Annotated in this window: 21 protein-coding genes and 1 pseudogene; 12 read left to right on the top strand and 10 right to left on the bottom strand. The window is 43.2% G+C overall.

Features of this window, described 5'->3' with window-relative positions; all coding sequences use genetic code 11:
• Positions 1 to 21: 21 nt before the first annotated feature.
• From MM817_RS03305 to MM817_RS03295, 3 genes are read right to left on the bottom strand one after another with little or no spacing between them, the layout of a single operon-like run.
• Positions 22 to 1,362: an ABC transporter substrate-binding protein gene (locus tag MM817_RS03305; RefSeq protein ID WP_241712006.1), complete on the bottom strand. Its 1,341-nt coding sequence runs from the start codon at positions 1,360 to 1,362 to the stop codon at positions 22 to 24.
• 34 nt (positions 1,363 to 1,396) lie between these two features.
• Entirely contained in the window at positions 1,397 to 2,293 is an 897-nt protein-coding gene (locus MM817_RS03300; protein ID WP_241712005.1) for a carbohydrate ABC transporter permease, read from the bottom strand.
• Complete coding sequence (locus MM817_RS03295) at positions 2,272 to 3,177, bottom strand: carbohydrate ABC transporter permease (protein WP_241712004.1); 906 nt, start codon at positions 3,175 to 3,177, stop codon at positions 2,272 to 2,274. Before MM817_RS03295 ends, MM817_RS03300 begins: the two co-directional genes overlap by 22 nt.
• 250 nt (positions 3,178 to 3,427) lie before the next feature.
• Between MM817_RS03295 and MM817_RS03290 the strand changes: the two genes are divergently transcribed.
• On the top strand, positions 3,428 to 4,864 hold the full coding sequence (locus MM817_RS03290; protein ID WP_241712003.1) for an MFS transporter: 1,437 nt from the start codon (positions 3,428 to 3,430) through the stop codon (positions 4,862 to 4,864).
• Between the two features lie 14 nt (positions 4,865 to 4,878).
• Here the strand turns inward: MM817_RS03290 and MM817_RS03285 are convergent, their stop codons facing one another.
• The gene (locus MM817_RS03285) at positions 4,879 to 5,652 is read right to left on the bottom strand and encodes a DUF3891 family protein (RefSeq protein ID WP_241712002.1); all 774 of its coding nucleotides are present in this window, start codon (positions 5,650 to 5,652) and stop codon (positions 4,879 to 4,881) included.
• Between the two features lie 331 nt (positions 5,653 to 5,983).
• Between MM817_RS03285 and MM817_RS03280 the strand changes: the two genes are divergently transcribed.
• From MM817_RS03280 to MM817_RS03255, 6 genes are all read left to right on the top strand, one after another.
• Positions 5,984 to 7,516, top strand: a complete 1,533-nt coding sequence (locus MM817_RS03280; RefSeq protein ID WP_241712001.1) for an APC family permease — start codon at positions 5,984 to 5,986, stop codon at positions 7,514 to 7,516.
• A 69-nt stretch (positions 7,517 to 7,585) separates the two neighbouring features.
• Entirely contained in the window at positions 7,586 to 8,602 is a 1,017-nt protein-coding gene (locus tag MM817_RS03275) for a 2-hydroxyacid dehydrogenase (RefSeq protein ID WP_241712000.1), read from the top strand.
• A gap of 228 nt (positions 8,603 to 8,830) precedes the next feature.
• Positions 8,831 to 10,060 (top strand): MFS transporter, encoded by a 1,230-nt coding sequence (locus MM817_RS03270; protein WP_241711999.1) that lies wholly within the window; start codon positions 8,831 to 8,833, stop codon positions 10,058 to 10,060.
• A gap of 96 nt (positions 10,061 to 10,156) precedes the next feature.
• A complete protein-coding gene (locus tag MM817_RS03265) occupies positions 10,157 to 10,519 on the top strand; it encodes an MFS transporter (protein WP_241711998.1) in 363 nt (120 codons plus the stop codon).
• A 26-nt stretch (positions 10,520 to 10,545) separates the two neighbouring features.
• Positions 10,546 to 11,922, top strand: a complete 1,377-nt coding sequence (locus MM817_RS03260; RefSeq protein ID WP_241711997.1) for an FAD-binding oxidoreductase — start codon at positions 10,546 to 10,548, stop codon at positions 11,920 to 11,922.
• Between the two features lie 244 nt (positions 11,923 to 12,166).
• On the top strand, positions 12,167 to 12,634 hold the full coding sequence (locus MM817_RS03255) for a hypothetical protein (protein ID WP_241711996.1): 468 nt from the start codon (positions 12,167 to 12,169) through the stop codon (positions 12,632 to 12,634).
• An 11-nt stretch (positions 12,635 to 12,645) separates the two neighbouring features.
• Here the strand turns inward: MM817_RS03255 and MM817_RS03250 are convergent, their stop codons facing one another.
• Complete coding sequence (locus MM817_RS03250; RefSeq protein WP_241711995.1) at positions 12,646 to 13,269, bottom strand: LysE/ArgO family amino acid transporter; 624 nt, start codon at positions 13,267 to 13,269, stop codon at positions 12,646 to 12,648.
• Positions 13,270 to 13,359: 90 nt separating this feature from the next.
• Here MM817_RS03250 and pabB point away from each other — a divergent pair.
• From pabB to MM817_RS03225, 5 genes and pseudogenes are all read left to right on the top strand, one after another.
• Positions 13,360 to 14,490 (top strand): annotated as a pseudogene (gene pabB / locus MM817_RS03245) (aminodeoxychorismate synthase component I); the annotation flags it as partial.
• A gap of 48 nt (positions 14,491 to 14,538) precedes the next feature.
• Positions 14,539 to 15,159 carry an aminotransferase class IV gene (locus MM817_RS03240; protein ID WP_272879703.1) on the top strand — a complete coding sequence of 207 codons (621 nt, stop codon included), beginning with the start codon at positions 14,539 to 14,541 and terminating at the stop codon, positions 15,157 to 15,159.
• Positions 15,160 to 15,193: 34 nt separating this feature from the next.
• The gene (pcp, locus tag MM817_RS03235) at positions 15,194 to 15,826 is read left to right on the top strand and encodes a pyroglutamyl-peptidase I (RefSeq protein ID WP_272879702.1); all 633 of its coding nucleotides are present in this window, start codon (positions 15,194 to 15,196) and stop codon (positions 15,824 to 15,826) included.
• A 190-nt stretch (positions 15,827 to 16,016) separates the two neighbouring features.
• On the top strand, positions 16,017 to 16,892 hold the full coding sequence (locus MM817_RS03230; protein ID WP_241711993.1) for an aminotransferase class IV: 876 nt from the start codon (positions 16,017 to 16,019) through the stop codon (positions 16,890 to 16,892).
• Between the two features lie 81 nt (positions 16,893 to 16,973).
• On the top strand, positions 16,974 to 17,885 hold the full coding sequence (locus MM817_RS03225) for an acetamidase/formamidase family protein (protein WP_241711992.1): 912 nt from the start codon (positions 16,974 to 16,976) through the stop codon (positions 17,883 to 17,885).
• Between the two features lie 83 nt (positions 17,886 to 17,968).
• On the opposite strand, the gene MM817_RS03220 is transcribed toward MM817_RS03225, so the two are convergent.
• The 5 genes from MM817_RS03220 to MM817_RS03200 are packed head-to-tail and all read right to left on the bottom strand — an operon-like array spanning position 17,969 to position 23,704.
• Positions 17,969 to 19,582 (bottom strand): gamma-glutamyltransferase family protein, encoded by a 1,614-nt coding sequence (locus MM817_RS03220; RefSeq protein ID WP_241711991.1) that lies wholly within the window; start codon positions 19,580 to 19,582, stop codon positions 17,969 to 17,971.
• Between the two features lie 23 nt (positions 19,583 to 19,605).
• Positions 19,606 to 20,493 (bottom strand): ABC transporter permease, encoded by an 888-nt coding sequence (locus MM817_RS03215; protein WP_241711990.1) that lies wholly within the window; start codon positions 20,491 to 20,493, stop codon positions 19,606 to 19,608.
• A 14-nt stretch (positions 20,494 to 20,507) separates the two neighbouring features.
• Positions 20,508 to 21,446: an ABC transporter permease gene (locus MM817_RS03210; protein WP_241711989.1), complete on the bottom strand. Its 939-nt coding sequence runs from the start codon at positions 21,444 to 21,446 to the stop codon at positions 20,508 to 20,510.
• A 36-nt stretch (positions 21,447 to 21,482) separates the two neighbouring features.
• Positions 21,483 to 23,036 carry an ABC transporter substrate-binding protein gene (locus MM817_RS03205; RefSeq protein WP_241711988.1) on the bottom strand — a complete coding sequence of 518 codons (1,554 nt, stop codon included), beginning with the start codon at positions 23,034 to 23,036 and terminating at the stop codon, positions 21,483 to 21,485.
• On the bottom strand, positions 23,033 to 23,704 hold the full coding sequence (locus MM817_RS03200) for a GntR family transcriptional regulator (protein WP_241711987.1): 672 nt from the start codon (positions 23,702 to 23,704) through the stop codon (positions 23,033 to 23,035). The genes MM817_RS03205 and MM817_RS03200 overlap by 4 nt, the downstream gene beginning before the upstream one ends.
• Between the last annotated feature and the right edge of the window lie 11 nt (positions 23,705 to 23,715).

Genomic DNA, 23,715 nt, shown 5'->3' with positions numbered 1-23,715 from the left:
GACTCAATTCTTGGGATTAGCTTACTGTGGTTGACTCAATGCTTGGTCAGACTTTTGAACCGCTTGATGCAATGCAGTAGAAACGGGTGTTTGGCTATCCATGATTTGATCCATTGCATCCTGAATGTATTGATAGACTTGTAGATAATCTGGGGATAGCGGTGCTTGTTTAGCATAAGCTAATTCTTCGACCGGAACCTTGTGATTTGGATGTTGCGCATAGTAACTCGTGAGTGCAGGAGCAGATAGCGCCGCTTGTTTGACAGGTAGATACCCCGTTTGTTCACTCCATTCAATCGTTTGTGGTACACTCGTAAACCACTTAATAAATGTCCACGCTGCAGCTTTTTGAGCCGCAGGGGCTTTTTGCATGATTACCGCATTGGCACCACCCGTTGGCACAGCATATTGCGTGAATTTAGGCATAAACGCTGTACGGTACGTTACTCCTGTTTGTGCGATTTGCCCCATATCACCAGCGGAGCCAATGTACATGGCAGTGCGGCCATGACCAAAATCTTCGATCGTTTGCGTCCATTCATTAGGTCCAGCATTGACAGCCAGTGTTCCTTGGGATTGCATGGTTTGCCACAACTTCATTCCAGCTTCCGCCTGTGGTGTATCAAATGTTGCTTCAGTGAGTGTAGGGTTTAATAAATGACCTCCATCGGACCATACGAGAGATTCAAAAAACCACCACTGATTAACTGGCTCAAAACCATAGACTGACGTTGTTCCATTGCTTTTTTTCGTCAATTTTGCAGCATCCTGTGCTAACTGTGCCCAGGTCGCGGGTGCTGTTTGGATATGTGCAGCTGCAAACAATGTTGGATTGTAGTACAACACGGGGACGCTTCGATTAAAAGGAATGCCATAAGTGGTGCCTTGATAAGACGTGTTATTTAAGAGCCCCGGTAAGAAGTCTGATTTCTGATCGTTTTTACTAGATGCCATATAGCTATCTAGGGGCTGTAATGCACCGCTTGATGCAAATAATGGCGTTGAGTGAATTTCTAATTGAACCATATCGGGGACTTTACCTGAAGCGATAGCAGCCATCAGTTTTTCTTGTAATGGGCCATCGCCAGAATAACTTCCCTGATAGACTGCGTTGACATGTATTCCTGGGTGTGTGGCGTTAAATTTTTGTACCATCTGTTGGAGCACCTGGCCCAATTGGCCAGACATGCCTTCCCAAAAGGTCACTTGTACAGGAGTACTCGATGATGTGGAAGCAATATTTGCACTACTTGTCGTTGGATTGGTCGTAGATTGTGCAGCCGACTGTGAACCACAACCCGTGAGTGCTATGGATGAACTAAGAACAAGCAGGACACCTAAACTGATGGTTTTCATTTTCATATCGTAAGCCTCCATGGGTTTGATCGTTTATGGATTACTCTTTGATTGCCGTATGCGCGGTACCTTGTACGAAATATTTCTGGCCAATGAAAAAGAGCAGGAGTGCAGGGAGGATGGCTAATAAACTACTTGCCATCAGCGTGCTCCACGATGTTCCGCTGCCGTCATTGGCAATCATGTACGTTAGACCAACAGGAACTGTGCGCATGCTATTGGACTGAGTGGTAATGAGTGGCCAAAACAGATCATTGTAGTGAAACACGAAGTTTAAAAACGCGACTGACAATAAGGATGGTTTACACATCGGCAATACGATACGAGTGAGTATCCACATGTGACCCGCACCGTCCATTTGCGCAGCATCGAGAATCACTTGCGGAACTTGGCGAAATGCCTGAACTAACCAAAATGTAGCGAATGCAGAGCCCAAGAAAGGTACGATTAGCGCTTGATAAGTATCGATCCAATTGAACTCTTTCATCATGAGGAACATCGGGATAAAGGTAACTTGCACAGGGATCATAAAGGTGGCTAAGATCAATCCATATGCGATCTTTTTCCCCCGAAAAGGTACTCTTGCAATGGCGTAAGCGGCGAGTGATGATGTCACAAGTTGGCCGATCACGATGGCTACAGCAATGATGATCGAGTTTAGCATGTATCGTGAAAAGTACGGTTGATCCCAAGCTGCGATAAAATTTGTCCACTGTGGATGCCATGGGATATAATGCGGTGGATAGTCGAATACCTGTTGATTGGATAAGAGAGAAGTATCTGCCATCCACCATAGCGGCATGAAAAAAACCGCAGCGATCATTGTAAGCACAGAGATGTTGATTATTTTTCTCATAGGAACACGTTTGCTTCGTATAAGATGTCGTTTTTGTACGCTAGACAGCGATGTCGTGACTACATTTGATGGTGTACCCACTTGCTTTCCCCCTTAAATTGCAAGTAAGTGATCACAGCAAGGAAAAGAAGGAGCAATACCGCAACTGCAGCCGCTATGCCGATGTGAAAGAATTGAAACCCTTGTAAAAAAAGATAGTAAATGATGGTTGTGGTGCTATCTGCAGGACCACCATTGGTTAACACATATACTTGGTCAAAGGATAGAAAAGAAAAAATGATTGACATCGTCATGACGAAAAACAGGGTGGGCGTAATCATAGGTAGCGTGACACGATAGAATTGTTGCCACCGATTGGCGCCGTCCATTTGGGCTGCCTCATAAAGCGGTACTGGTACATTTTGAAGGCCGTTTAGAAAAAGCACGATAAAATATCCTGTAAATTGCCATACATATAGCAGGATAATCACCAGCATCGCTTGATTGGGACTTCCAAGCCACGGTTGTGCAGGCATATGGAACACGCGCAAAAAATAATTGATCAAACCGTGATGTGGTTCAAACAACCAAGACCACGCGATCGCACTTGCTACTGTTGGCGCCACGTAGGGTATGAAAAACAGAGCTCGAAATATACGCACGCCACGAAATGGTTCATGTAGTAAAACTGCAAGAAAGAGACTAAGTGGCAAGGTAATACCCGTACTTACAACTAAATAAAACAAGGTTCGCAAAATGGCATGCAAAAAGCTTGTGCTGTGAAGGAGCTGGTTGTAATTGGCTAACCCTACGAAAGTTGGTGTTGGGTCAATCAGATTCCAACGCAGTAAACTAAGATAAAGCACATAGGCGATAGATCCGATGCCAAAAACACTCAGAAGTCCCACCGCAGGCAATACAAAACTCCAACCGATGAGCGTGTTTTTCTGGCGAAACGTGAGAGAATAGATCGCCAGTTTTTGCAAGGTGAGCCTCACTCCTTTTATTTGTGAATGCCATCATGTCGCGATCTCAACCACTTTCTTTTTCCTCTCTTAGAGTAACAATCTAGTATCGTCGTATAATAAACAATGTGTAACCATTATGTATTCAACTCGTAATTAATCTGTAAATATGGTTTGATCGTTTGATGAGTTTGCCGTATCAATGATGGTTCTTGAAGTCAATTAACGAGTATAATGAACAAGATCAATCCTGCTCGGTGAGGTGTTTATGATGTCTGATTCTACTGTGCCAATTAGGATGTCTCACTATCAAAAACTTGCTTTAACTGTTATTTTGACAGGTGTCCTTATCACAGCAGTTGATACAACGATTGTGGTACTTGCATTGCCGACGATGATGGGGTCATTGCATGCCCAGTTGTCAGATGCGGTTTGGGTAATCCTATCGTATCTCCTTGTCATTACACTGTTGTCGACACAAGTAGGTCGTATCGGAGATATGTTTGGGCGTGTTCGTATTTATGAATTTGGATTCCTGATATTTATCATCGGTTCTTTTTTGTGTGGTATTGCTTCTAATGAGCAATGGCTCATCTTTTTTCGCATTGTACAGGGGATTGGCGGTGCTTTTGTGAGTGCCAACAGTGGTGCTGTCATTGCGGATACGTTTCCATCTGAATTGCGAGGGCGCGCGTATGGATTTAATAGTATTGGCTGGAATATGGGGGCTATTTTAGGGATATTGCTCGGCGGATTGATCACAACTTATTTTTCTTGGCGATGGATTTTTCTTATCAATGTACCTATTGGCATTTTCGCGTTTATACTGGCATTGAAGGTGCTTAAAGATCGAACTGAGCGTGCAAGTCGCTCATTTGACTTGATTGGTATGGTCACTCTTGGGGTCGGTTTACTTGGAGGTCTTTTGGCTATGACAAGATGGTCATCAGGACAACTTGATGTAATTACGTATTTGCTAGCTTTTATCGGTATTGTAGCGCTGGTTGGATTTGTTTTTGCAGAACGAATGCAACAATCACCAGCATTAGATATACGTTTATTTAAAACGAAAGTTCTCACCTTCTCTCTTCTAGCCTCTTTTTTTCAATCACTTGGTAATTTTGCCGTGCTATTTTTGCTTATTATGTATTTACAAGGGGTGCGTGGGTTAAGTCCACTTCATGCATCATTGCTACTGGTTCCAGGGTATATCATTGGCGGTATTGCAGGTCCATTAGCGGGGCGGTGGAGTGATCGAATTGGAGTAGTAGTCCCTGCAACCATGGGGCTACTTTTGCAGGCCATAGCTATCTTCATCTATGCTCAGCTCAATACTATTACACCATTTGGAATTGTGATGCTTGGCAGTATCATCAATGGTATTGGGGCAGGGTTCTTCTTCCCATCCAATAACGCTGCTGTCATGAAGGCAGCTCCTGCAAAGGTGTATGGCATCGTTTCTGGAATGTTGCGCACGTTTGCGAATATTGGGATGGTGCTTTCATTTGCCATGGCTATTCTTATCGCATCGGCTAGGATACCAAGAGGATTAGTCTATGCAGTATTTGTAGGTACCACAACGCTGCATCCACAACTAATGAATACATTTGACAATGGCATTCATGCTGCATTTTATGCATGTATAGTGATGATGGCATTGGCCGCTATTGGGTCTGCTATGCGTGCTGGCAAGGCGAATTCGGCGTGATGCATGCAGGAAGATTATATGGGCAATGGACCTACTTCTACCGTGCGAATTGTCGTTTTAGTGTGTGAATACGCCTTAGCCACGCCGTATTGGTGTATGGATTTTTTAGTGACGATTTTTGTGGGAACGGATACTCTTGTATGCTCTTTGAACGGAGACATGGTGAGCCCGATCGAGTGATCATTGAGCCAATACGCAATGATTTTGTTGCCTGCTGCAGTCGGTAGTTGTTCAGAACCGTTGAAGCCATCTGTATACCATTTGAATTCTTCTTTTTTCGATATACCTGGTTCGTTGATGCAGATGTAGATAGATAAATTATCAAGGAACTTTAACATCCTCAAATGTTGGGAACACTCGTCGTCAGATATGAATTTAATTTCGCTAAACAAGCGATTTTGGCGATTGGATTCAAGTTGCTTATATTCGCGTTCATCGCTACTCATAGGTTCGTAAAAGAATGAAGAGTAATGACAGCTACAGAGTAAGGCGGCGTATTTGTTTTGACCTTCTACTTCATCTACTCCGCGTTGATAATGCAGGAGTTTTAGTGGAGACGGGAAGTCAATAAACGAAAAGGGCGCCTTTGATCGATCATTCCACAGAGGAATTTCATCTAAAGTGATCCAGGCTCGATCATGTTGAGCGATAGCGTAGATCACATCTTCGCGATGGCTCTCTCCGTTAAATAGATCTTCTCTCCAATACTGAGCTAACTGTCCTGACAACAGCGCATGGTGGTGTTGATCGACCATGACAAAATCATGTTCACGTTCGTAAACGATCATCGTTAATTCCCCCTTAGGATAAACAATTTGTTCCCATATCAGAAGAAGCGAATAATTGATCATATCTAATTTTTATCATACTACGCATAAAACTGCCATCATGCGCTTATGTACATTGATTGAGATGTGTGGGATCCAACTAGATGGTTATATCTAGTTGGATGCAAGATTGCAGATAGAAAAATGCAGCCCAAATAGATCTAAATTTTCAGTATACTTATTGATTGCAACGAAGCGGTGTGTTATTATACTTAACACAATAAGTTATTTATCGTGTTAAGTAGTACTTTATTTTGCTTGAAAAATCTATTATGATGGGATAGTGATGGTGATGTTAAGTAATCTATCTTCAAGCATACATGATCACTCGCTAGACCCTTCATCTACCAGGTTAGCTAAAAAATTAACCTGGTTAATGGTGATTGCCTTCGGTCTTGCGGGTGAAGTAGGAGCTGGTATCTTTGCGGTTTCAGCGCAAGTACAGGGAATCACACCTGGTATAGGTGCACAAGTTCCTCTAGCTATTTTTGTTGATGGATGTATTGCTTTGACACTTGCGGCGACGTATTGGTTCTTCTCAGGATCACTAGCTGGCGCAGGCGGTGAGTACCTGTTTATTAGTCGTACGCTTGGTGCGAGGTTTGGCTTTATTGTACATGTTATTTCTTGGTTTGGTAGCACTGCGAGCATCGGATTTTTAGCTTATGTTGCACCAACTTTTCTAGCATCTGCGTTAAACAGCATGTCGCCTGGGCTTGGAACTCCTCTTACAACAATAGAAGGTCAGTGGATTGCAGGTTTAGCCATGATTTGGATTGCGTGGGCAATGCATGCGAGAGGCATTCGTCTCGTTGGGGTTGCTTTGCAGATTGCAATGGGCGTGATTCTATTTGCTGGTTTACTTGTGATGATCGTTGGATTCAGCCATTCATCAACAAGTTTGTTGACTATTCTTGCACTAAAGGATCATCTATCTCCTAGCAGTCTAATGAGCGGAGCTCCACAACAAACTCACTTTGCCTTTTTTATGGTTCTTCCTGTATTGTACTATGCATATTCGGGATTGCGAGGTGCTACTTACACAGGTGGAGAAACGGCAAACGCAAAGAAAATTTTAGGTAATAGTATGATTGTGTTGGTTTTTCTTGTTACTGCATTTTATACCTTATTTGCAGCCGCGCTATACCACTTGGTACCTTGGCAATTGTTGAGTGGATTGATGCGTGATCACGATACGTCATTAGCTAGTGCTTCAGCTCTTATAGGTCTGCTCTTGCCAGGTTGGTTAGATGTTATTCTTAGTTTTGCGGTTGCGTTGATTGTATTTAAAACAATCCTACCTGTAATGATGGGACAATCTCGTATGATGCTAGCATTTTCAGCAGACGGACTTTTGCCCAGTTATTTTAAACATCTATCTTCGTTCCAGACTCCTGTTCGAACGTTAACAGTAGGGGCTTTCATGTCGAGCGTAGTTTTGACTCAAACGGTATTTACCGGAACAGCATTTGGATTGGCATCAAGTGTGTTAGCGGGAACGATCGTTCACTTTGCTTTAGGTTTAGGTGTACTCCGTTTACCTAAATCCGCTCCATTGTTATACGAAAATAACAGAACTTGGTTGAAGAAAAAACGAAGGTTGCAATTATTGCTTGGGTGGATACAAATGCTGATTGCTGTAGGATTAGCTTATCTCGTGGTGCTTCCGTCCCTAAAAACGATTTGGTATTTTAATCCGCTTTTCCAGGTGATCTTATTTGGAGTCATTGGTTGGGTGCTGTATAGTCGTTATTGGCGAATGGTAGTGACTACAAATGGTCTAAAAGAGCATCAAGTAACATTTCAGTCAGAATCAAGTCTATAAAACGGTAGGAAAGATGACTGGCTATCTCATACAGTGAAGTGTAGGTCGAAAATAAGGGTTGGAATGTAGATGAATAATGCATCGTTTCATGTTTTATCGTTAATTCCTAAGGATCGTCTTTTGGTGGGAAATCCTATGATACCTGAATGGATGAAGATTGCATATTGGGATGATGTAAATCCTTTGTTGGGCGATCAGTTATCTAAATTTCAGGCGGTATTGGGTGGCGGAACACCAATTCCGTATGAAGTGCTCTCTGCGACTAGTCTTGAAATGATCCAATTGGTCAGTGCAGGATATGATCGCATCGATCGCGAAGCGGTTGTTGAGAAAGGATTGGTGGTTTGCAATAATCCTGGAGCAAATGCTCCAGCCGTGGCAGAACATATGCTTATGATGTTACTCTATTTTGCACGCCGTGCTGGTGAAGCACAGGCTATGGTATACAATGGGCAATTCTCCAATGCGAGAATGGATCTCATGGGTCCACGGTTGCGAAACCTGAGTGAAATGACCATTGGAATCATAGGCTTAGGGGCTATCGGCCAGTGTTTTGCGGAGTTAGTACGTCCATTTGGCTCCAAGATACTCTATTATTCGCGAACTCGAAACGCGTCTGTAGAAGAAAAGCTTGGGCTACTATATAGCGAATTAGATGCGATTGTTCAAGTGGCAGATGCTGTCGCGGTGGCGCTACCGTTAACAGAACAAAGTTATCAACTGTTTGATGCACGACTTTTTGCGCTCATGAAACCAACAGCCATATTGATCAATGTGGGGCGTGGAGGTGTGGTAGATCATCAAGCGTTAGCCAATGCGCTTGTGACAAAGCAGATTTATGCTGCAGGATTAGATGTCTTTGATCCTGAACCATTGCCTCCCGATCATCCTCTTCTTTTGGTAGATGATGAAGTACGACAACGCATGCTGTTATCCCCCCATTTAGCAGGATTAACGCAATGTGCATGGGCAACAATGATTCAAAACGCCATCGATAATCTTGTGCGGCATGCGATTGATCAACGACCGCAGCATGTACTTTCATTCGTGAATGAAAGTACAACGACAACGCATCAGATAGTTTGAATTTCAATCATGTTCGGCCTCATGCATCAAATCACCTATTGTCTGTATGTGGTGCATGAGGCTACTTTATTTTTGTTAAGATGATCATTCTATCGAATAGATAGATCAGTCGATAAATATTTTTTGTTTTAATCTATAATTAAATATATACTGAATATAATGATAAATATTCAATCTACATAGGACTATGGATGTAGAGTTAAGATGCGACCAAAGGGGGATGGGGAAATGAATTTGATTGGATTAAGTCAGACGGAATCAGTTCGTTCAGTCTCGAAACGTAGTAAGATGATGTTTATTGTAATTGTGATCGTATCAGCCATTCCCGCATTCCTTGAGGGATTCGATACCAATCTGTATACGTTCGGATCTCCCTTTATTGTGCCTGACGTGCATGGTACGGTTGCTCTTCTTGGAATGATCGCAACTGGGTATGCTCTCGGTATTGCAGTCTTTAGTTTAGTGGGTGGCTATTTATTTGACCGATTCTCAGTCAAATATACGATTCTTTTATCAGTCATTATTTTTACATTATTCACCGTCTTTACTGGATTTGCAACAACCCCCATAACTCTCATGATTTCAAGATTTATGGTAGGGGTTGGAGTTGGCATGTTTCAACCAGCCATTATCGCGTTACTAGGAGATATATTCTATGAAACACGAGGGCGAGCTGTATCTGCTTTTGCTGTCTTTTTTGGTTTAGGATTATTTGCAAGCCCGTATCTCATTTCACCCTTTTTACCACATTTTCAAGTTCCTTTTGTTATTTCTGGAGCCTTTAGTCTCGTGTCGATTCTTTTATTTTATCTGTTTGTACCCAAAACATATAAGAGAATTGAAAAACGTCAACTTTCTTTAAAAGGGATCATCAATCGCAATGTACTGGTGATGTCTATATCTATTTTTTTATTTGGGATTGCACTTTTTGGGTATTTGGGGTATTACTCAGATTTCCTGCTTAAGGTATTGCAATTACCATCCTCTACGGCTGCGAGTATCGCCTCTATGGGAGGATTGGGGGGATTGATTTGTGCATTCCCGCTTGGGGCATTAGCAGATAAAGTAGGACGTAAATACATTGTTAGTTTTGCCTCATTTCTCATTGCTATGGGTAGTGTTGGGATGTTTGGAATTGCTAAAACGCCGACGGAATTGCTCATTGCTACGTTTTTATTTGGAGCCGGGTGGGGAATATATGTAGATTTGACAGCTACGCTTTGTCAGGATTCTGTTGATGATTCTATCGCTGGAACAATTACAGGGGTTATTTTTCTTGTGTTTAATATCGGAGCATTGTTTGGTGGGCCGTTGTTTGCTCTTTTAAAACCAATGGGATTCGTATTTGCAGGATTAGTGACATTGGGGGTATCAAGTATTCTTTCTTTGATTCTAACCTTTTTTACTCGATCCGAAGTGGAGACAGATGTTATTCACAAAGAGATGGCTATGAACTAATGTAATTGAGGATTAGTTGTTTCATCTTGATAGGCTGATCGATATGGAGTCTACAGAACTCGCATATCGATCAGTTAATTTTACGAGGTAAAGTGAATGATAAATGGAGCTATCCTTATTTTTGTTTTTGGTCATATGTCCTATGCATGGTTACTTGTTGCGGTTATTATCAATGCAATGAGTATCATGATTCCTCCGAACTACTGGGCCACACCTGGTGTCGCCTTTCCGTTATCTCTGATGGGGGCTGGAGCTTTTGGTATGGGGCTTATTTCAAATACGGCGAGTGCTATTGGACCCTTAGTCTCCTCGTTCTTAGTGCCTAATCTTGGTTGGGATGGTGTTTTTGTCGTTATCGCGATACTTGCTGTAGTGGGCATTGTTATCAATATACAGGCCAGTCGTATACGCCTGGATTCTACACAGAACTCATATGTACAGAATACAACACAACTGTAATCGTATTCTTTTTTGGGGGTGTTAAAATGATAGCCACCGAAATATTTGATCAGTTAAGCGCTCTTATAGGAATGGATAAAGTGTCTGTCAATGTATGTGTTCGAGAGCAACATGGAAAGGATGAATCTTATAATTCACCTTCACTGCCTGATCTCGTCGTTTTCCCTGAATCGACTGACGATGTAATTACCGTTGTGAATTTTTCTGCAAAATATCAGATACCTATCGTGCCCTTTGGCAGTGGCAGTGGACTCGAAGGAAGTGCGATCCCTGTGAGGGGTGGGATCTCTCTTGACATGAATCGAATGAATCGCATACTAGAGATTCGATCAGAGGATTTTCTAGTACGAGTTCAATCTGGTGTGACAAAGGATCAGCTTAATCATTTTTTGAAGCCCTATGGGTTATTTTTTGCCGTAGATCCTGGCGCAAATGCAACATTAGGTGGTATGGCGGCAACCAATGCCAGCGGAACGACTACTGTTCGATATGGAGCGATGCGGGAGAATGTGCGTGCTATAGAAGTTGTCCTGGCGAATGGAACTGTGATTCATACGGGAACCTTGGCAGCAAAATCATCTTCTGGATACAATCTGAACGGGCTTTTTGTTGGCTCTGAAGGGACTCTAGGTGTGTTTACCGAATTGTGGATCAAGGTATGGGGAATACCGGAAAGCATTGTATGCGCGAGAGCAGAATTTCCCGATATTACATCTTGTGTCGAGGCATCTACTGCTGTAGTCAGCGCAGGGATTCCGATTGTACGCATGGAACTTGTTGATTCACCCTATATAGAGGCATTCAATCACTATCGATCAAGCGGTTTTTCTGTTGTGCCACATCTTTTTCTAGAGTTTCGTGGAACGTCAGAAAGTGTAATGGCTGACGTTCGTGTAACACAAGAGTTGATGAAAGATGAAGGTTGTACCCATTTTGTATTTGTCAGTGGTGAAAAGGAGCGTCAGCAAATGTGGGAAGTACGTCACCATGCGCTCTATGCGTTTATGCATCAACATGTAGGGTTACGTCATATGGGCTCGGATGTGTGTGTGCCCATATCAATGATAGCGGATGCAGTAAGGAACGCAAAAGAATTACTGTGTACAATGGAGTTACAAGGAGCCGTATTGGGGCATGTCGGAGATGGCAATTTTCATGTGTCACTAGCTGTGAATGTTGATTGCAAAGAAGATCTATCTCGAGCTCATGCCTTCAACGAAAGATTGGTCGCTCTAGCACTGCGTGTAGGAGGAACTTGTACAGGGGAACATGGTGTTGGGCTTGGCAAAATGAAGTATCAAGAAAAGGAACACGGAACGGCTCTTGAAACGATGAGACTGATCAAGTCTGTTCTTGATCCTCAACATTTGTTGAATCCGGGGAAATTAATCGATCCATCTTAGAGAGAAATAATAGTATATTTTATTTTTCATCATTGGAAATACGTGATCGATATTTAGCACTCGTAGTATCGACATATGTATCTTTTATTTTTATAATATTCAGTCTATACATTGGAATGGTAGCACCACTGAGTACAATCACTTGTCCATCCCATGCACACCATCTTACGTGGAGTGCCTAAGAAGACTTGAATTTATACACAATCATTTTAAAAAAGGTATACTAACATAGGGAGGAATGATGATGAACATGAGGGTTTCTACTACGGCACTCCTACTATGTATAGCTTCTCTAACAGTTGTTGGTTGTGGCACGGCAGCAGCAAAAGCGCAACCGCTTATTCCTGCATCGAGTCCAGCGGGTGGGTTTACTTTACAATCTACCTCCTCGCATGGTGTGCTCACTTCTCCGATCTTTAAAGTGGATGGCATACTGTCTGCGATGAATTCAACCAATGATCGACTTCAATCGATAACACTCGACGTGACAAAGACTTATAACGATGTGGATGGACCATCACCTTATTCTGTCGGCTCAAAGTTAGACATTCATTTCGATGAACAGTTGTATAAGCTGGGTCATGCGCAACTAAAAGAAGGTCAGCAGCTCCAAGTTAAATTTGGACGATTTCAACTCACAGACTCGAAACGAGTCGTTTTAGGCAGTCAATTTGCTTGGATCGGTTTACTGCCCGCACATTCATCTACGTGATCAAGTTTGTTTCACTTGAAGGTATAGATGATATAGCTAAGGTAGATGGCAGAGCTCCACATCATGATGGCAGAGATTCGATTGATGAGACCTAGTGATGATTTTTTTACTGCAACGCGTCCGGTCACATGCCCAAGAATGACTAAAACAAAAAACCATATCCACGAGACGGCTACACATGCAATGCCAAAAGCGAACTTATCTGGCCAAGAGGTATACATGAGGGCGCTCCCGCCAATCACGGCTAATGTATCAATGAGTGCATGTGGATTGAGTAATGATACGGACGCGGCAAATTTGATCTGTCTTTTTGGCGACCATGCGGTAGCAGTCTCATGTTGCTCTATCTTAGAGCTGTCTCTCCAGGTTATTGAACCAATATACAGCAAAAACAAGATGCCAAGCGCACCAAATGCATACCGCAACCAGGTTATGTGAAGCGCAGCCGAGGATACGCCTATTACTGCTAATGAGACTAAAAGAGTGTCACATAGGGCTGCCGTGATCACAGCTGGTAAGGCACCAAACCAGCGCTTGTGAAGCGCACCTTGGCCAATAATAAAGCCATTTTGCATACCGATGGGAAGGATGAGTGCAACTGCTAAAAGAAATCCATGAAGTGCAGCTAAAAGCATAGATTCACCTCTCGCTCTATGAAGTATATAGCTATAGATTACACTGAATGCTACGCACTTTGCATGCAATTTTTTTGATGATAACGATCCATGATATGGAGTGAACCTGTGAGTAGACGAATGGAACGAGAATCGCAATCACCTTTGCTTATTTTTGATTTTGTTGATCAACAGGGATGTTCGCAGCGGAGGGTATTTAGTCAACCTGTTAATGTATTCTCTGTGCATTCCATATCTGAAGTGTGTTCTACACTCAGGAAAATTCAGACACTTGTGGATCAAGGGTACTATGCCGCCGGGTATATTTCTTATGAGGCCGCATCTGCATTTGATTCTGCTTATAAGGTAGGATCCCAGCATCAAATGCCTTTGTTGTGGTTTGGTATTTTTAATGAACCTATGACGGATGCAGATGTGGCTTTTGACAATGAATATACGATGTCGCCTTGGGAATCAGATACAACCTTTGAACAATATAGCGACAGTATCGAGGAGATCAAACAAGCGATAGCGCGTGGAGATACGTATCAGGTCAATTATACTATGCGACTTCGTTCTCACTTTGAGGGTGATGATATAGGTTTTTATCACCGCTTGAAACGCGCCCAGGAAACAGATTATTCTGCGTATCTTCACATGGGGCGTTACCGCATTCTATCCATTTCACCTGAGTTACTTTTTGAGAAGAATGGAAACATCATTACCACTCGTCCGATGAAGGGAACTGTTCAACGCGGAAGATGACTGGAAGAAGATCAAGGGTTGGCATCATGGCTAGCTTTTTCAGAAAAGAATCGGGCAGAAAATGTGATGATTGTGGATTTATTGCGCAATGACTTATCAAAGATTGAGGGTGTTTCGACTGTAGAGGTTCCACTATTGTTTGAAGTCGAGCAATATAAAACGGTATATCAAATGACGTCTACTGTTACGGCTACTATGGAGGAGAGCACAACAGTTATCGATGTGCTAAAGGCATTATTTCCAAGTGCATCGATCACAGGAGCCCCTAAAATCAGAACGATGGGTATCATCGCACAACTAGAACAACATCCAAGAGGAATATACTGTGGAACGGTTGGAATCATGGAACCAAATGGTCATGCTATGTTTAATGTAGCTATACGTACCTGTGTTATCGATGCTCAAACGGGACTCGCAGAGTATGGTGTCGGTGGTGGTGTCACGTGGGATTCTACGACAGATGGTGAATATGTTGAGGCACTGACTAAAGCTGAACTGCTAGGGAAGACGGATACACCATTTGATTTGTTAGAAACTCTTCGATTAGACCATGGCGAGTATACTTTGTTTGAACGGCACATGGCTCGCTTAGCAACAACTGCACAGTTTTTCAATATTGGTCTTGATCTAGAAATGGTTGTTGATCGATTGAAGGAACATGCTAGGCATTATCCTTCAATGAAACGCAAAGTTCGTCTTTTAGTGTCTCAGTCTGGTGAAGTTCGGGTAGAAAGTGGAGTGCTACATGAGCTTACTGGATTTGCACAAAAAGTGGCAGTAGCTAGAAATCCTATTTTAAAAAATAATCTATTTCTCTATCATAAAACTACGCGGAGGGAGATGTATCAGTATGATCAACATGAATATCCCGGAGTCTTTGACGTAGTACTTTGGAATGAGGATCGTGAAGTGACTGAATGTACGAATGGAAATATCGTAGTAGAACTAGATGGGCGCATGTTGACTCCAGCTCGTTCCTGTGGATTACTGGCAGGTACTTTTCGAGCACAATTACTTGACGAAGGAATTCTTGAAGAAATCGTGTTGCATCGGTCTGATTTAGAAAGAGTTACAAAAATGTGGATGATCAATAGTGTGCGTGGTTGGGTACCTATTGAACTGATAGACGAATCGATCTTTTTTTGAAGGAGAAACGGAGGTGGTAGTCGTGGAAAAACGCATGTTACTAACAGGCTTTGATGCGTTTGGTGGTGAATCCATTAACCCAGCATTAGAAGTCGTTACACGTATACAAGGAAGTATGGATACGGGAATCGGTGTGATCAATGTTCGATCCCTAGAGATCCCTACGATTTTTGGTCAAGCCATCGAAAAAATTCACTCTGTGATGAGAGAATGGCAGCCACATATCGTGATTTGTGTGGGGCAAGCAGGAGGTCGATATCAGATGACCCCGGAACGAGTCGCGATCAATATTAATGACGCGAATATCCCTGATAATGACGGACAACAACCTATTGACATGACGATCGTAGAGAATGGGCCAGCTGCATATTTTTCTACACTCCCCTTGAAAAAAATAGTTTGCGAACTTCGTTCGATAGGGATTCCCGCCGCAGTTTCGAACTCAGCAGGTACTTTTGTATGCAATCATTTGTTTTATGGACTTATGCACATCATTGCAACTGAATATCCAAAGGTTAAGGGTGGATTTATTCACATACCTTATCTTCCTAGCCAGGTGATCGATCGTGCGCTGCCAAGTATGTCTTTGGACGATATGACCCGCGCCATGCATAGTGTAATCAAGACATGTGTGAACGACCTCGTCATTCAAGAGCATACATGTTGATGTAGATTATGTATATATCCACAAAACCTGTCTGGTAGTGTAGAAGCGAATATCAGAGTATCCATCGATCACGGAATGATGTAGAAAAAGTCTGGATGAATACGTCATAGTATCTTATACTAGATCAAATAGTGAGATATAATCGTTTCTTATGTAGATAGACATAGAGAGAAATGAGGAGTGAAGAAGAGTGGCTGTTACACAGATGGAGGCACAATCAGAGGGAATTGGATACGCAAGAGGACGATTTGTATCCCTCGATGAACCAGTGATTCCCATTGAAGATCGTGCTCATCAGTTTGGTGATGGAGTGTATGAAGTCATCCGCGTTCATAGAGGCAAACCATTCTTGTTAGATGAACATCTGGAGCGATTTGAACGTAGCGCATCAGTGATCGGTATTCCTTTAGAGCGATCGATGTCAGATTTGCGCACGTTAATTGAGGAAGCTATCGCGCGTATCGCGTTTATAGATTCCCAAGTGTATGTTCAACTCTCGCGAGGGATCGTAAAAAGGGAACACTCTTTTCCAAATGTTCCGAGTCATCTCAGCTTAACCGTTCGGCCCTATCACGATGAGTTATGGAAGATCGTACAACAACGTGGGCAACGCATGATTATTGTTGATGATATTCGGTGGAAACACTGTCATATTAAATCACTTAACTTATTACCCAATGTGTGGATGAAACAAAAAGCAAAAGATCAAGGGGCAGACGATGCTATTTTTGTGCGCGATGGTGTGGTAACAGAATGTACGAGTAGTAATCTAGCTATTGTTAGGGATGGAGTGGTAGTTACGCATCCAGCTGATGAATTCATTTTACATGGAGTCACTCGGCGATTCATGATAGAACATGCTAACCTACTAGGCTTTGAGGTGAAAGAAGAATCCTTTTCTCCAGATGCATTATATTCTGCAGATGAAGTATTTACCTTAGGGACCATGAGTGGCATCACACCAATTATACGTGTAGAGGGAACTCCTATCTCTACTAATGGCCTTGTTGAAGGAAGTATCACTAAGCGATTACAAGTGCTGTTACAAGAGGTGCTTACTTCGTAGGCAGAGAAGTTAGAGATGGAAATAGTGCGATAGTCTTAAACTACAGTGAGGCGAAATATACGAATGGGTGGAGGCATGCTTATGAACTATGAAGTTTCTAAAATGGATATTGTGTATGCTTTGTGCTCCGAGAATGAACCTGTTCTGCGCGTTCCTGACCATAGTATCATCGTTTTTCATACCTGTGATTGTTTCGAAGATCAAATCCAGAGTGATCGTATGGATTTTGGTGAATTAGACTGGGAACGCATTAACCCTGCCACGGGACCTGTGTATATAGAAAATGCGGAACCGGGTGATCTACTTGTAGTGCACATTCTTACTATGGAGTTAGCCGATCAAGGCGTGATGACGATTGGTCCAAAGTTAGGCGTATTTGGGGATGAGTTAAAAGAAAACGCGATTCGAATGGTACCTATTATCGATCATCAAGCATGGATTTCACAAGATATAGGCATTCCGCTCCATCCGATGATAGGCGTCATTGGAACCGCGCCTAAGGGCGCATCGATCTCGTGCGGTACACCTGGTGATCATGGTGGCAACATGGACTGTAAACATATCACGACAGGTGCTTATTTGTTATTACCTGTAAATGTACCTGGAGCATTGTTAGCCCTTGGTGATTTGCATGCTGTGATGGGAGATGGCGAGGTTGGTGTAAGTGGTGTAGAAATTGCAGGTTCTGTGACGGTGCAAGTCCATGTGTTAAAAGGTAAGGCTTGGCCGGCGCCAATGCTGATCAATAAGAACACCGTGATGACGATTGCATCTGCACAAGATCTTGACGAGGCGAGTGAGCTTGCTGTGAAACATATGGCGCGCTTGCTTGAACAAGAATGCCAAATGACGACACCTGAAGCGGTCTTTCTTTTGAGTGCTGCAGCTAACTTACATGTATGTCAGATTGTTGATCCAAAGAAGACTGCGCGTATGGAATTACCGCGTTCCGTCATAGAACAATGCGGCTTTTCATTTGAAGTATCATCATAGATAGTACCTATTTTGGCCATATGAAACGCAGCGACATCTATTAGGCAGACGTCATAGTGCGTGAGAGATGTCGCTGCGTTTTTTCAATAGGTCGCTACTGTACCATCGGTACGGGGTTCTGTCGCACCAAAAAGTACTCCTTGTTCATTGCGCAAGATCATTTGCCCCCGACCAAATGCTGTAGAATCAGCTGCGATGCGTACATCATGTCCACGAGACTGTAATCCACTTACTACCGACTCTGATACCGTCCGTTCCACTTCTACCGTTTTACCTTTGATCCACTGAAAGCGGGGTGCATCAAGTGCAGACTGGGGATTGAGATTAAAGTGAAGTAGATTCATCATGACTTGTAAGTGTCCTTGTGGCTGCATATAACCACCCATCACACCAAATGGTCCGACGGCTCGCCCTTGCTGAGTGAGGAATCCTGGAATAATGGTATGAAACGTTCGTTTCCCTGGCTGTAAATAATTTGCATGTGATGCATCTAATGAAAACAGATGACCTCGGTTTTGCATACTAATCCCTGTCCCAGGAATGACAATCCCCGATCCAAACCCCATGTAATTACTTTGAATGAGGGAGACCATATTGCCTTCTTCATCTGCTGTTGCAAGGTACACAGTTCCGCCCTTAACAGGTGAGCCTGCAGTTGGTTCTCCCGCACGTTGTCCAATGGCTTGTTTGCGCATGTTTGTGTAATCGGCAGATAACAAGGCCTGAACATCCATCGACATATGCAACGGATCTGTAATATAGGCTAATCCATCCGCAAATGCTAATTTTAATGCTTCGATTTGATAATGGTACGTTTGTTCTGATTCTTTTGTGGAAAATTCCTCTGTCTGCAATAGATTGAGTGCCAACAATGCGATGAGACCTTGGCCATTTGGAGGTAATTCCCACACTTCATATCCGCGATATGTTGAGTGGATGGGATCAACCCACTCAGGTTGATAAGCAGCAAGATCTGCACTCGATAGATATCCCTGGTGTTGGCGAAAAAAAGTGTCAATGTGGTGAGCGATATCACCCTCATAGAAGGATCGGGCATGCGTCTCTGCGATTTGTTGTAATGTGTGTGCATGTCCGGGTGAGCGCCAAACCTCACCTGCACGAGGTGCGCGTCCATCTGGTGCAAAGGTCTCAAACCATGCAGCAAATTCTTCTCCCTGCAAATGATTTTTGTATGCGGAGTATGCGCGGTCCCACATGCGTGCAAGCACGGGCGAGAGCGGAAATCCCTGTTGTGCGTAAAAAACAGCATCGGTCATAACGTCAGTTAATGGCAATTTCCCAAACTTCTCAGAAAGGGTGGCCCATCCTTTGGGTGTACCGGGTACTGTGACTGGTAAAACGCCAAAGCGCGGCATTTCTTTGTGTCCTGCTTGTTGTACCTTTTGTGCGGTCAATAGTGCGGGAGCAGGTCCACTGGCATTTAACCCGTGTAGTTTGCCCTGTGTATGGACGATGGCAAACAGATCGCTACCAATGCCATTGGCAGTAGGTTCAACGACTGTAAGGCAGGCAGCGGCTGCAATTGCAGCATCGATCGCATTGCCCCCGCGTTGTAGGACGGCTAATCCTGCTTGTGCAGCAAGCGGTTGTCCAGTGGCAACCATGCCGCGTTTACCAACTACGACCGATCTCTTTGAAGCATATGGGTAGTCGTTGAGATGATGAGTAAGGTTCATTATAGGGCCTCCGAGTGATTGGATTATCCTTTTCGCTTGTTAAAATAAGTCTGTAATCCATCGCCAAGTAGATTAAATCCCATCACTGCAAATACAATGGCAAGCCCAGGAGCAATAGCCATTAACGGATCAGTACTGATATAGCCTTGAGCCACTTGTAACATGGATCCCCAACTAGCTGTTGGAGGTTGTGCACTCAGTCCGAGATAACCAAGTGAAGCTTCTGTGACAATGCCGTTTGCAATCGCAAGCGTCATCTGTACGAAGAGCGGAGTCATGACATTAGGTAACAGATGGTGTAGCATGAGTCGCGATGCACGGCAACCCGTCAATCGTGCAGATTCAATGTACTCTTTATTCTTTTCAAGCAGTACTTGGCCGCGCACAGTACGCACAAAGATGGGGATATAGCCAATCCCAATGGCAATGGCCGCATTGCGAATACCGGGGCCTAGCATAGCCGCCAAAACGAGTGCGAGAATCAAAAATGGAAATGCCTGTAGAGCATCAATGATGCGCATCAGCACCAAGTCATCTAACCAACCTTGATAATATCCAGATAACAGACCAAGTGGGACTCCGATGACTACGCCAAGTAGTACCGATCCAAATGTGACTTCCATCGATGTGCGAGCGCCATAGAGCAGTCGTGTAAACGTATCGCGCCCTAGATTATCCGTACCAAGCCAGTGTGCCATGCTGATGCCTTGGAGAATAACGTTATAATTTTGTGCAATGGGTGAATAAGGACTAAGAAAAGGAGCAAAAAGTGCACTGAGTAAAACGAGTGCGACCATGGCTCCACCAATATATAAAGAATAGCGCTTACGTATACCTCCCCATCTCATGAAAAATTGGAATGGTCGGGTCGGGGAGTTCCCAACAGCTGTACCTATGTCTCCTAGTTGCATGGTCTAGTCCCCCTTTACGTACGCATGCGTGGATCAACTAGTCCATACGTAATATCGACAAGTAAATTCACTAACACGACAGCTAATGCAGCGACAAGTGCTGTGCCTTGAATTGTCGTATAATCGCGACTAAATACACTTTCTACTAACAAACTTCCGAATCCAGGCAAAGAAAAAATGGTCTCTGTGATTACAATTCCACCCAATAAACCAGCGACTTGCAGTCCCCCCGTGGTAATGACAGGAATGAGGGCATTTTTCACTGCATGGTGGAAAATGACTTTCCACCCGGAGATCCCTTTTGAACGTGCTGTGCGAATAAACTCCTGATCTAATACATCCAGGAGTGATCCTCGAAGCATTCGCAAAAGAACCCCAGCTTCGCGAAAGCCCGTAGCTACAATGGGTAACGTCATCACAGATAGATTTTGTAATGGATGGGACCAGATCGGCTCATAACCAGATGACGGGAATAAATGAATTTTTACTGTGAATTCAATTAAAAGTAACATGCCCAACCAAAATGGGGGGACTGATATTCCGACCGTGGCGACAAATAAAGTCGCCACGTCCGCCCATTTATCTCGATAGATGGCTGCCAAAATGCCTAAAGGAAAAGCAATCACAATGGCTACAATAATGGTACCGATCGCTAACTCCACAGTTACAGGTAAGCGTTGCACAATAAGTTGTGAGACGGGTTGCCCATCTAGTAAGGAGCGTCCTAAGTTGCCGTGAAGTACGCCAGCCAACCAAGAAAAGTATTGGGCTGGTAGCGATTGATTGAGTCCTAGTTGTACTTCTAGCGCTCGGATCGCTGATGGGGAAGCATCTTGACCTAAAATGACCTGTGCTGGATTCCCCGGGATCAAATGAATGAGGGAGAACACGATGATCGATAGGAAAAACAAGACGGGAATCATCATGATGATTCGTCTCGCAATATAAGTCATGTGCTCACCCCTCCTTCCTTTACGTGCACTCGATGTCTACGATAGTGAAAGGCTATAGGCGCGAATCACACCGTCTGAGTAATAGTGGAATCCTTGCAATGTATTTGCATATGCAAATACATTATTTTGATGGTAGAGAAATACATAAGGCACTTGTTGATGCAAAATGTGTACAAAAGCCGCATACGTTTTAGCGCGTTGCGCCATACTGGTTTCTTCTCTTGCTTGATTTAATAGTTGATCTGCTTGTACATTGCTGAACTCAGATGCATTGAAAGATCCATTGCTATAAAAGAATGAGTAGACATCTTGATCAGGATCTAGTCGTCCAGACCAGCCAAGAAATGAAGCTTGGAAACTATGAGCTTCGTTATTGGCTAGTAGCGTGCCAAAATCTAGTTGTTCTATTTTCATGTTGATACCGTATTGCGCTAACATGCTTTGCATAATTTGATCGACTTGTGTAGTAATTGGGTCATTAGGAGATTGTAGTGTAAATTGAAATCCCTGTGGTTTCCCGCCCTCGGCCAATAACTGCTTGATTTTTACTGCATTGGGTGTTGGAGGTGTGTCTTGTTGTTGGTTATAGACAGGTGAGGCTGAACTAAAGGGGCTATAAGCAGCTGTTGCAACCCCTTTTAGAGCTACATTGACCAAAGTCTGACGGTTAATCGCAAGATTGACAGCTTGACGTAGATAGGGATTGGTAAAGGGACCTTGTTGCATATTGAGATAAATCCCTTCGTATCCAAGCCCAGTGTGATTGACAACGGTAAAGTTGCTGTTTTGCTCCATTGTACTTACTTCTTGAGGTGGTACAGTATCCACGATCTGCACAGCACCACTTTGCAGATTGGTCAGTTCTACGTTAGGGTCTGTAAAAATTTGATATGTTACTGCTTCTAATTTTGGTTCTGCTCTCCAATAATGAGGATTGCGCACAAGTTGAATGGAGGCACCTTTTACTCGACTCTTAAATTCAAATGGACCTGTACCTACTGGATCATTTGGATAGTTAGCCCCTTCCTTTTGGACTGCGGTGGGTGACACCATCATTCCTGCGCGACCAGCAAGAATGGCTGGAAGTGGACTTAAGGGCTTTTGTAGTTGAATGACTACTGTATATTCGCTTGGTGTAGTGACGCTTGAGATATCAGAAAGTGATGAATGTCGTGCAGAGGCAGGTTGCATATCGCGTGTTAGATTAAATTTGACGGCTGCAGCATTAAATGGTGTACCGTCTTGAAAAGTGACGTGTTGGTGTAACTGTAAGGTGTACGTTAATCCATTTTGAGAAACTGTAAATGATTTGACTAGATCAGGGACAATGGTATTTTGTGTAGAAAGTTTAAATAGTGTGTTATACAAGTTAAACATGACTTGCCGATCTACTAGTGCGCTAGAATAGGCAGGGTCTAACGTCGGAGGATCCGCACTTAATCCTATGTTTAACGTTTGATTTGTCGAATTGACTACAGGGCTTGTATTGGGTGTTGTTGTCGTAGTTGTTCCACATCCAGTGATTGCACTCAGACTAAGTAAAGTAGCTGTAGAAATGGTGAAAAACACTTTATTTTTATGGAAACTCATCGTATTACCCCCCCAGTATGAAGACGTTGCATTGCGGAAATATCTTTTGAAATATGGGCATACATCGTTTGAAATGCAACTTCTGGGTTAGCATGTGCTAAGGCTTCAAAAATAGCGGTGTGTTCTTCAACGATCTTGGTCGTGGATAGATGGGACTGTAAAATCCAATGTCCGTACATTTCAATCAAGAGAGAATAGTTATGATAGATCTCAGTCAAATAGTGATTGTCGCTAGCCTCCATGATCAGTCTGTGAAATTCTGTATTGAGTGTAACCACTTCTGAGATGGTTGGGTCGTTTTGCAAAACGTGAATGGTACTCGTTAGATTGATCTCTAACTGAGTAAGTACATGTGGTGAAGGAATCTTTTGAACGACCAATTTAGCGGCCATTGGTTCAATGGCTAGACGTACTTCATATAGTTTTTCTAGATCTGGTAAGGTAGGTTGATACACTTCAATGACGCCTTCGTGGTCTGTCAAGAAATACTCAGCTGTAAGCATACGTATCGCTTCTCTTACAGGGCTTCTAGATACTTTCAGTTGACTGGACCATCGGGATTCTACCACTCGTTCTCCTGGGAGCAATTCACCAGATAAAATGGCGTTTTTAATCGCGCGATACACTTGTTTAGTAAGGGGCTCACTCCGCGTAATCTGAGATGTCAATGATGTACTCC

It is taken from the genome of Sulfoacidibacillus ferrooxidans (genome assembly GCF_022606465.1).
GTDB classification, from domain to species: domain Bacteria; phylum Bacillota; class Bacilli; order Alicyclobacillales; family SLC66; genus Sulfoacidibacillus; species Sulfoacidibacillus ferrooxidans.
Note: the sequence above shows the minus strand (reverse complement) of the source record. Positions and strands in the feature narration are given on the sequence as shown.

Bases quoted from the DNA above. Each gene is read 5' to 3' on its own strand.
- MM817_RS03305 (WP_241712006.1), bottom strand. From the start codon at position 1,362: ATGAAAATGAAAACCATCAGTTTAGGTGTCCTGCTTGTTCTTAGTTCA.
- MM817_RS03290 (WP_241712003.1), top strand. From the start codon at position 3,428: ATGTCTGATTCTACTGTGCCAATTAGGATGTCTCACTATCAAAAACTT.
- MM817_RS03285 (WP_241712002.1), bottom strand. From the start codon at position 5,652: ATGATCGTTTACGAACGTGAACATGATTTTGTCATGGTCGATCAACAC.
- MM817_RS03280 (WP_241712001.1), top strand. From the start codon at position 5,984: ATGTTAAGTAATCTATCTTCAAGCATACATGATCACTCGCTAGACCCT.
- MM817_RS03275 (WP_241712000.1), top strand. From the start codon at position 7,586: ATGAATAATGCATCGTTTCATGTTTTATCGTTAATTCCTAAGGATCGT.
- MM817_RS03270 (WP_241711999.1), top strand. From the start codon at position 8,831: ATGAATTTGATTGGATTAAGTCAGACGGAATCAGTTCGTTCAGTCTCG.
- MM817_RS03265 (WP_241711998.1), top strand. From the start codon at position 10,157: ATGATAAATGGAGCTATCCTTATTTTTGTTTTTGGTCATATGTCCTAT.
- MM817_RS03260 (WP_241711997.1), top strand. From the start codon at position 10,546: ATGATAGCCACCGAAATATTTGATCAGTTAAGCGCTCTTATAGGAATG.
- MM817_RS03255 (WP_241711996.1), top strand. From the start codon at position 12,167: ATGAACATGAGGGTTTCTACTACGGCACTCCTACTATGTATAGCTTCT.
- MM817_RS03250 (WP_241711995.1), bottom strand. From the start codon at position 13,269: ATGCTTTTAGCTGCACTTCATGGATTTCTTTTAGCAGTTGCACTCATC.
- pcp (WP_272879702.1), top strand. From the start codon at position 15,194: ATGTTACTAACAGGCTTTGATGCGTTTGGTGGTGAATCCATTAACCCA.
- MM817_RS03225 (WP_241711992.1), top strand. From the start codon at position 16,974: ATGAACTATGAAGTTTCTAAAATGGATATTGTGTATGCTTTGTGCTCC.
- MM817_RS03220 (WP_241711991.1), bottom strand. From the start codon at position 19,582: ATGAACCTTACTCATCATCTCAACGACTACCCATATGCTTCAAAGAGA.
- MM817_RS03215 (WP_241711990.1), bottom strand. From the start codon at position 20,493: ATGCAACTAGGAGACATAGGTACAGCTGTTGGGAACTCCCCGACCCGA.
- MM817_RS03210 (WP_241711989.1), bottom strand. From the start codon at position 21,446: ATGACTTATATTGCGAGACGAATCATCATGATGATTCCCGTCTTGTTT.
- MM817_RS03205 (WP_241711988.1), bottom strand. From the start codon at position 23,036: ATGAGTTTCCATAAAAATAAAGTGTTTTTCACCATTTCTACAGCTACT.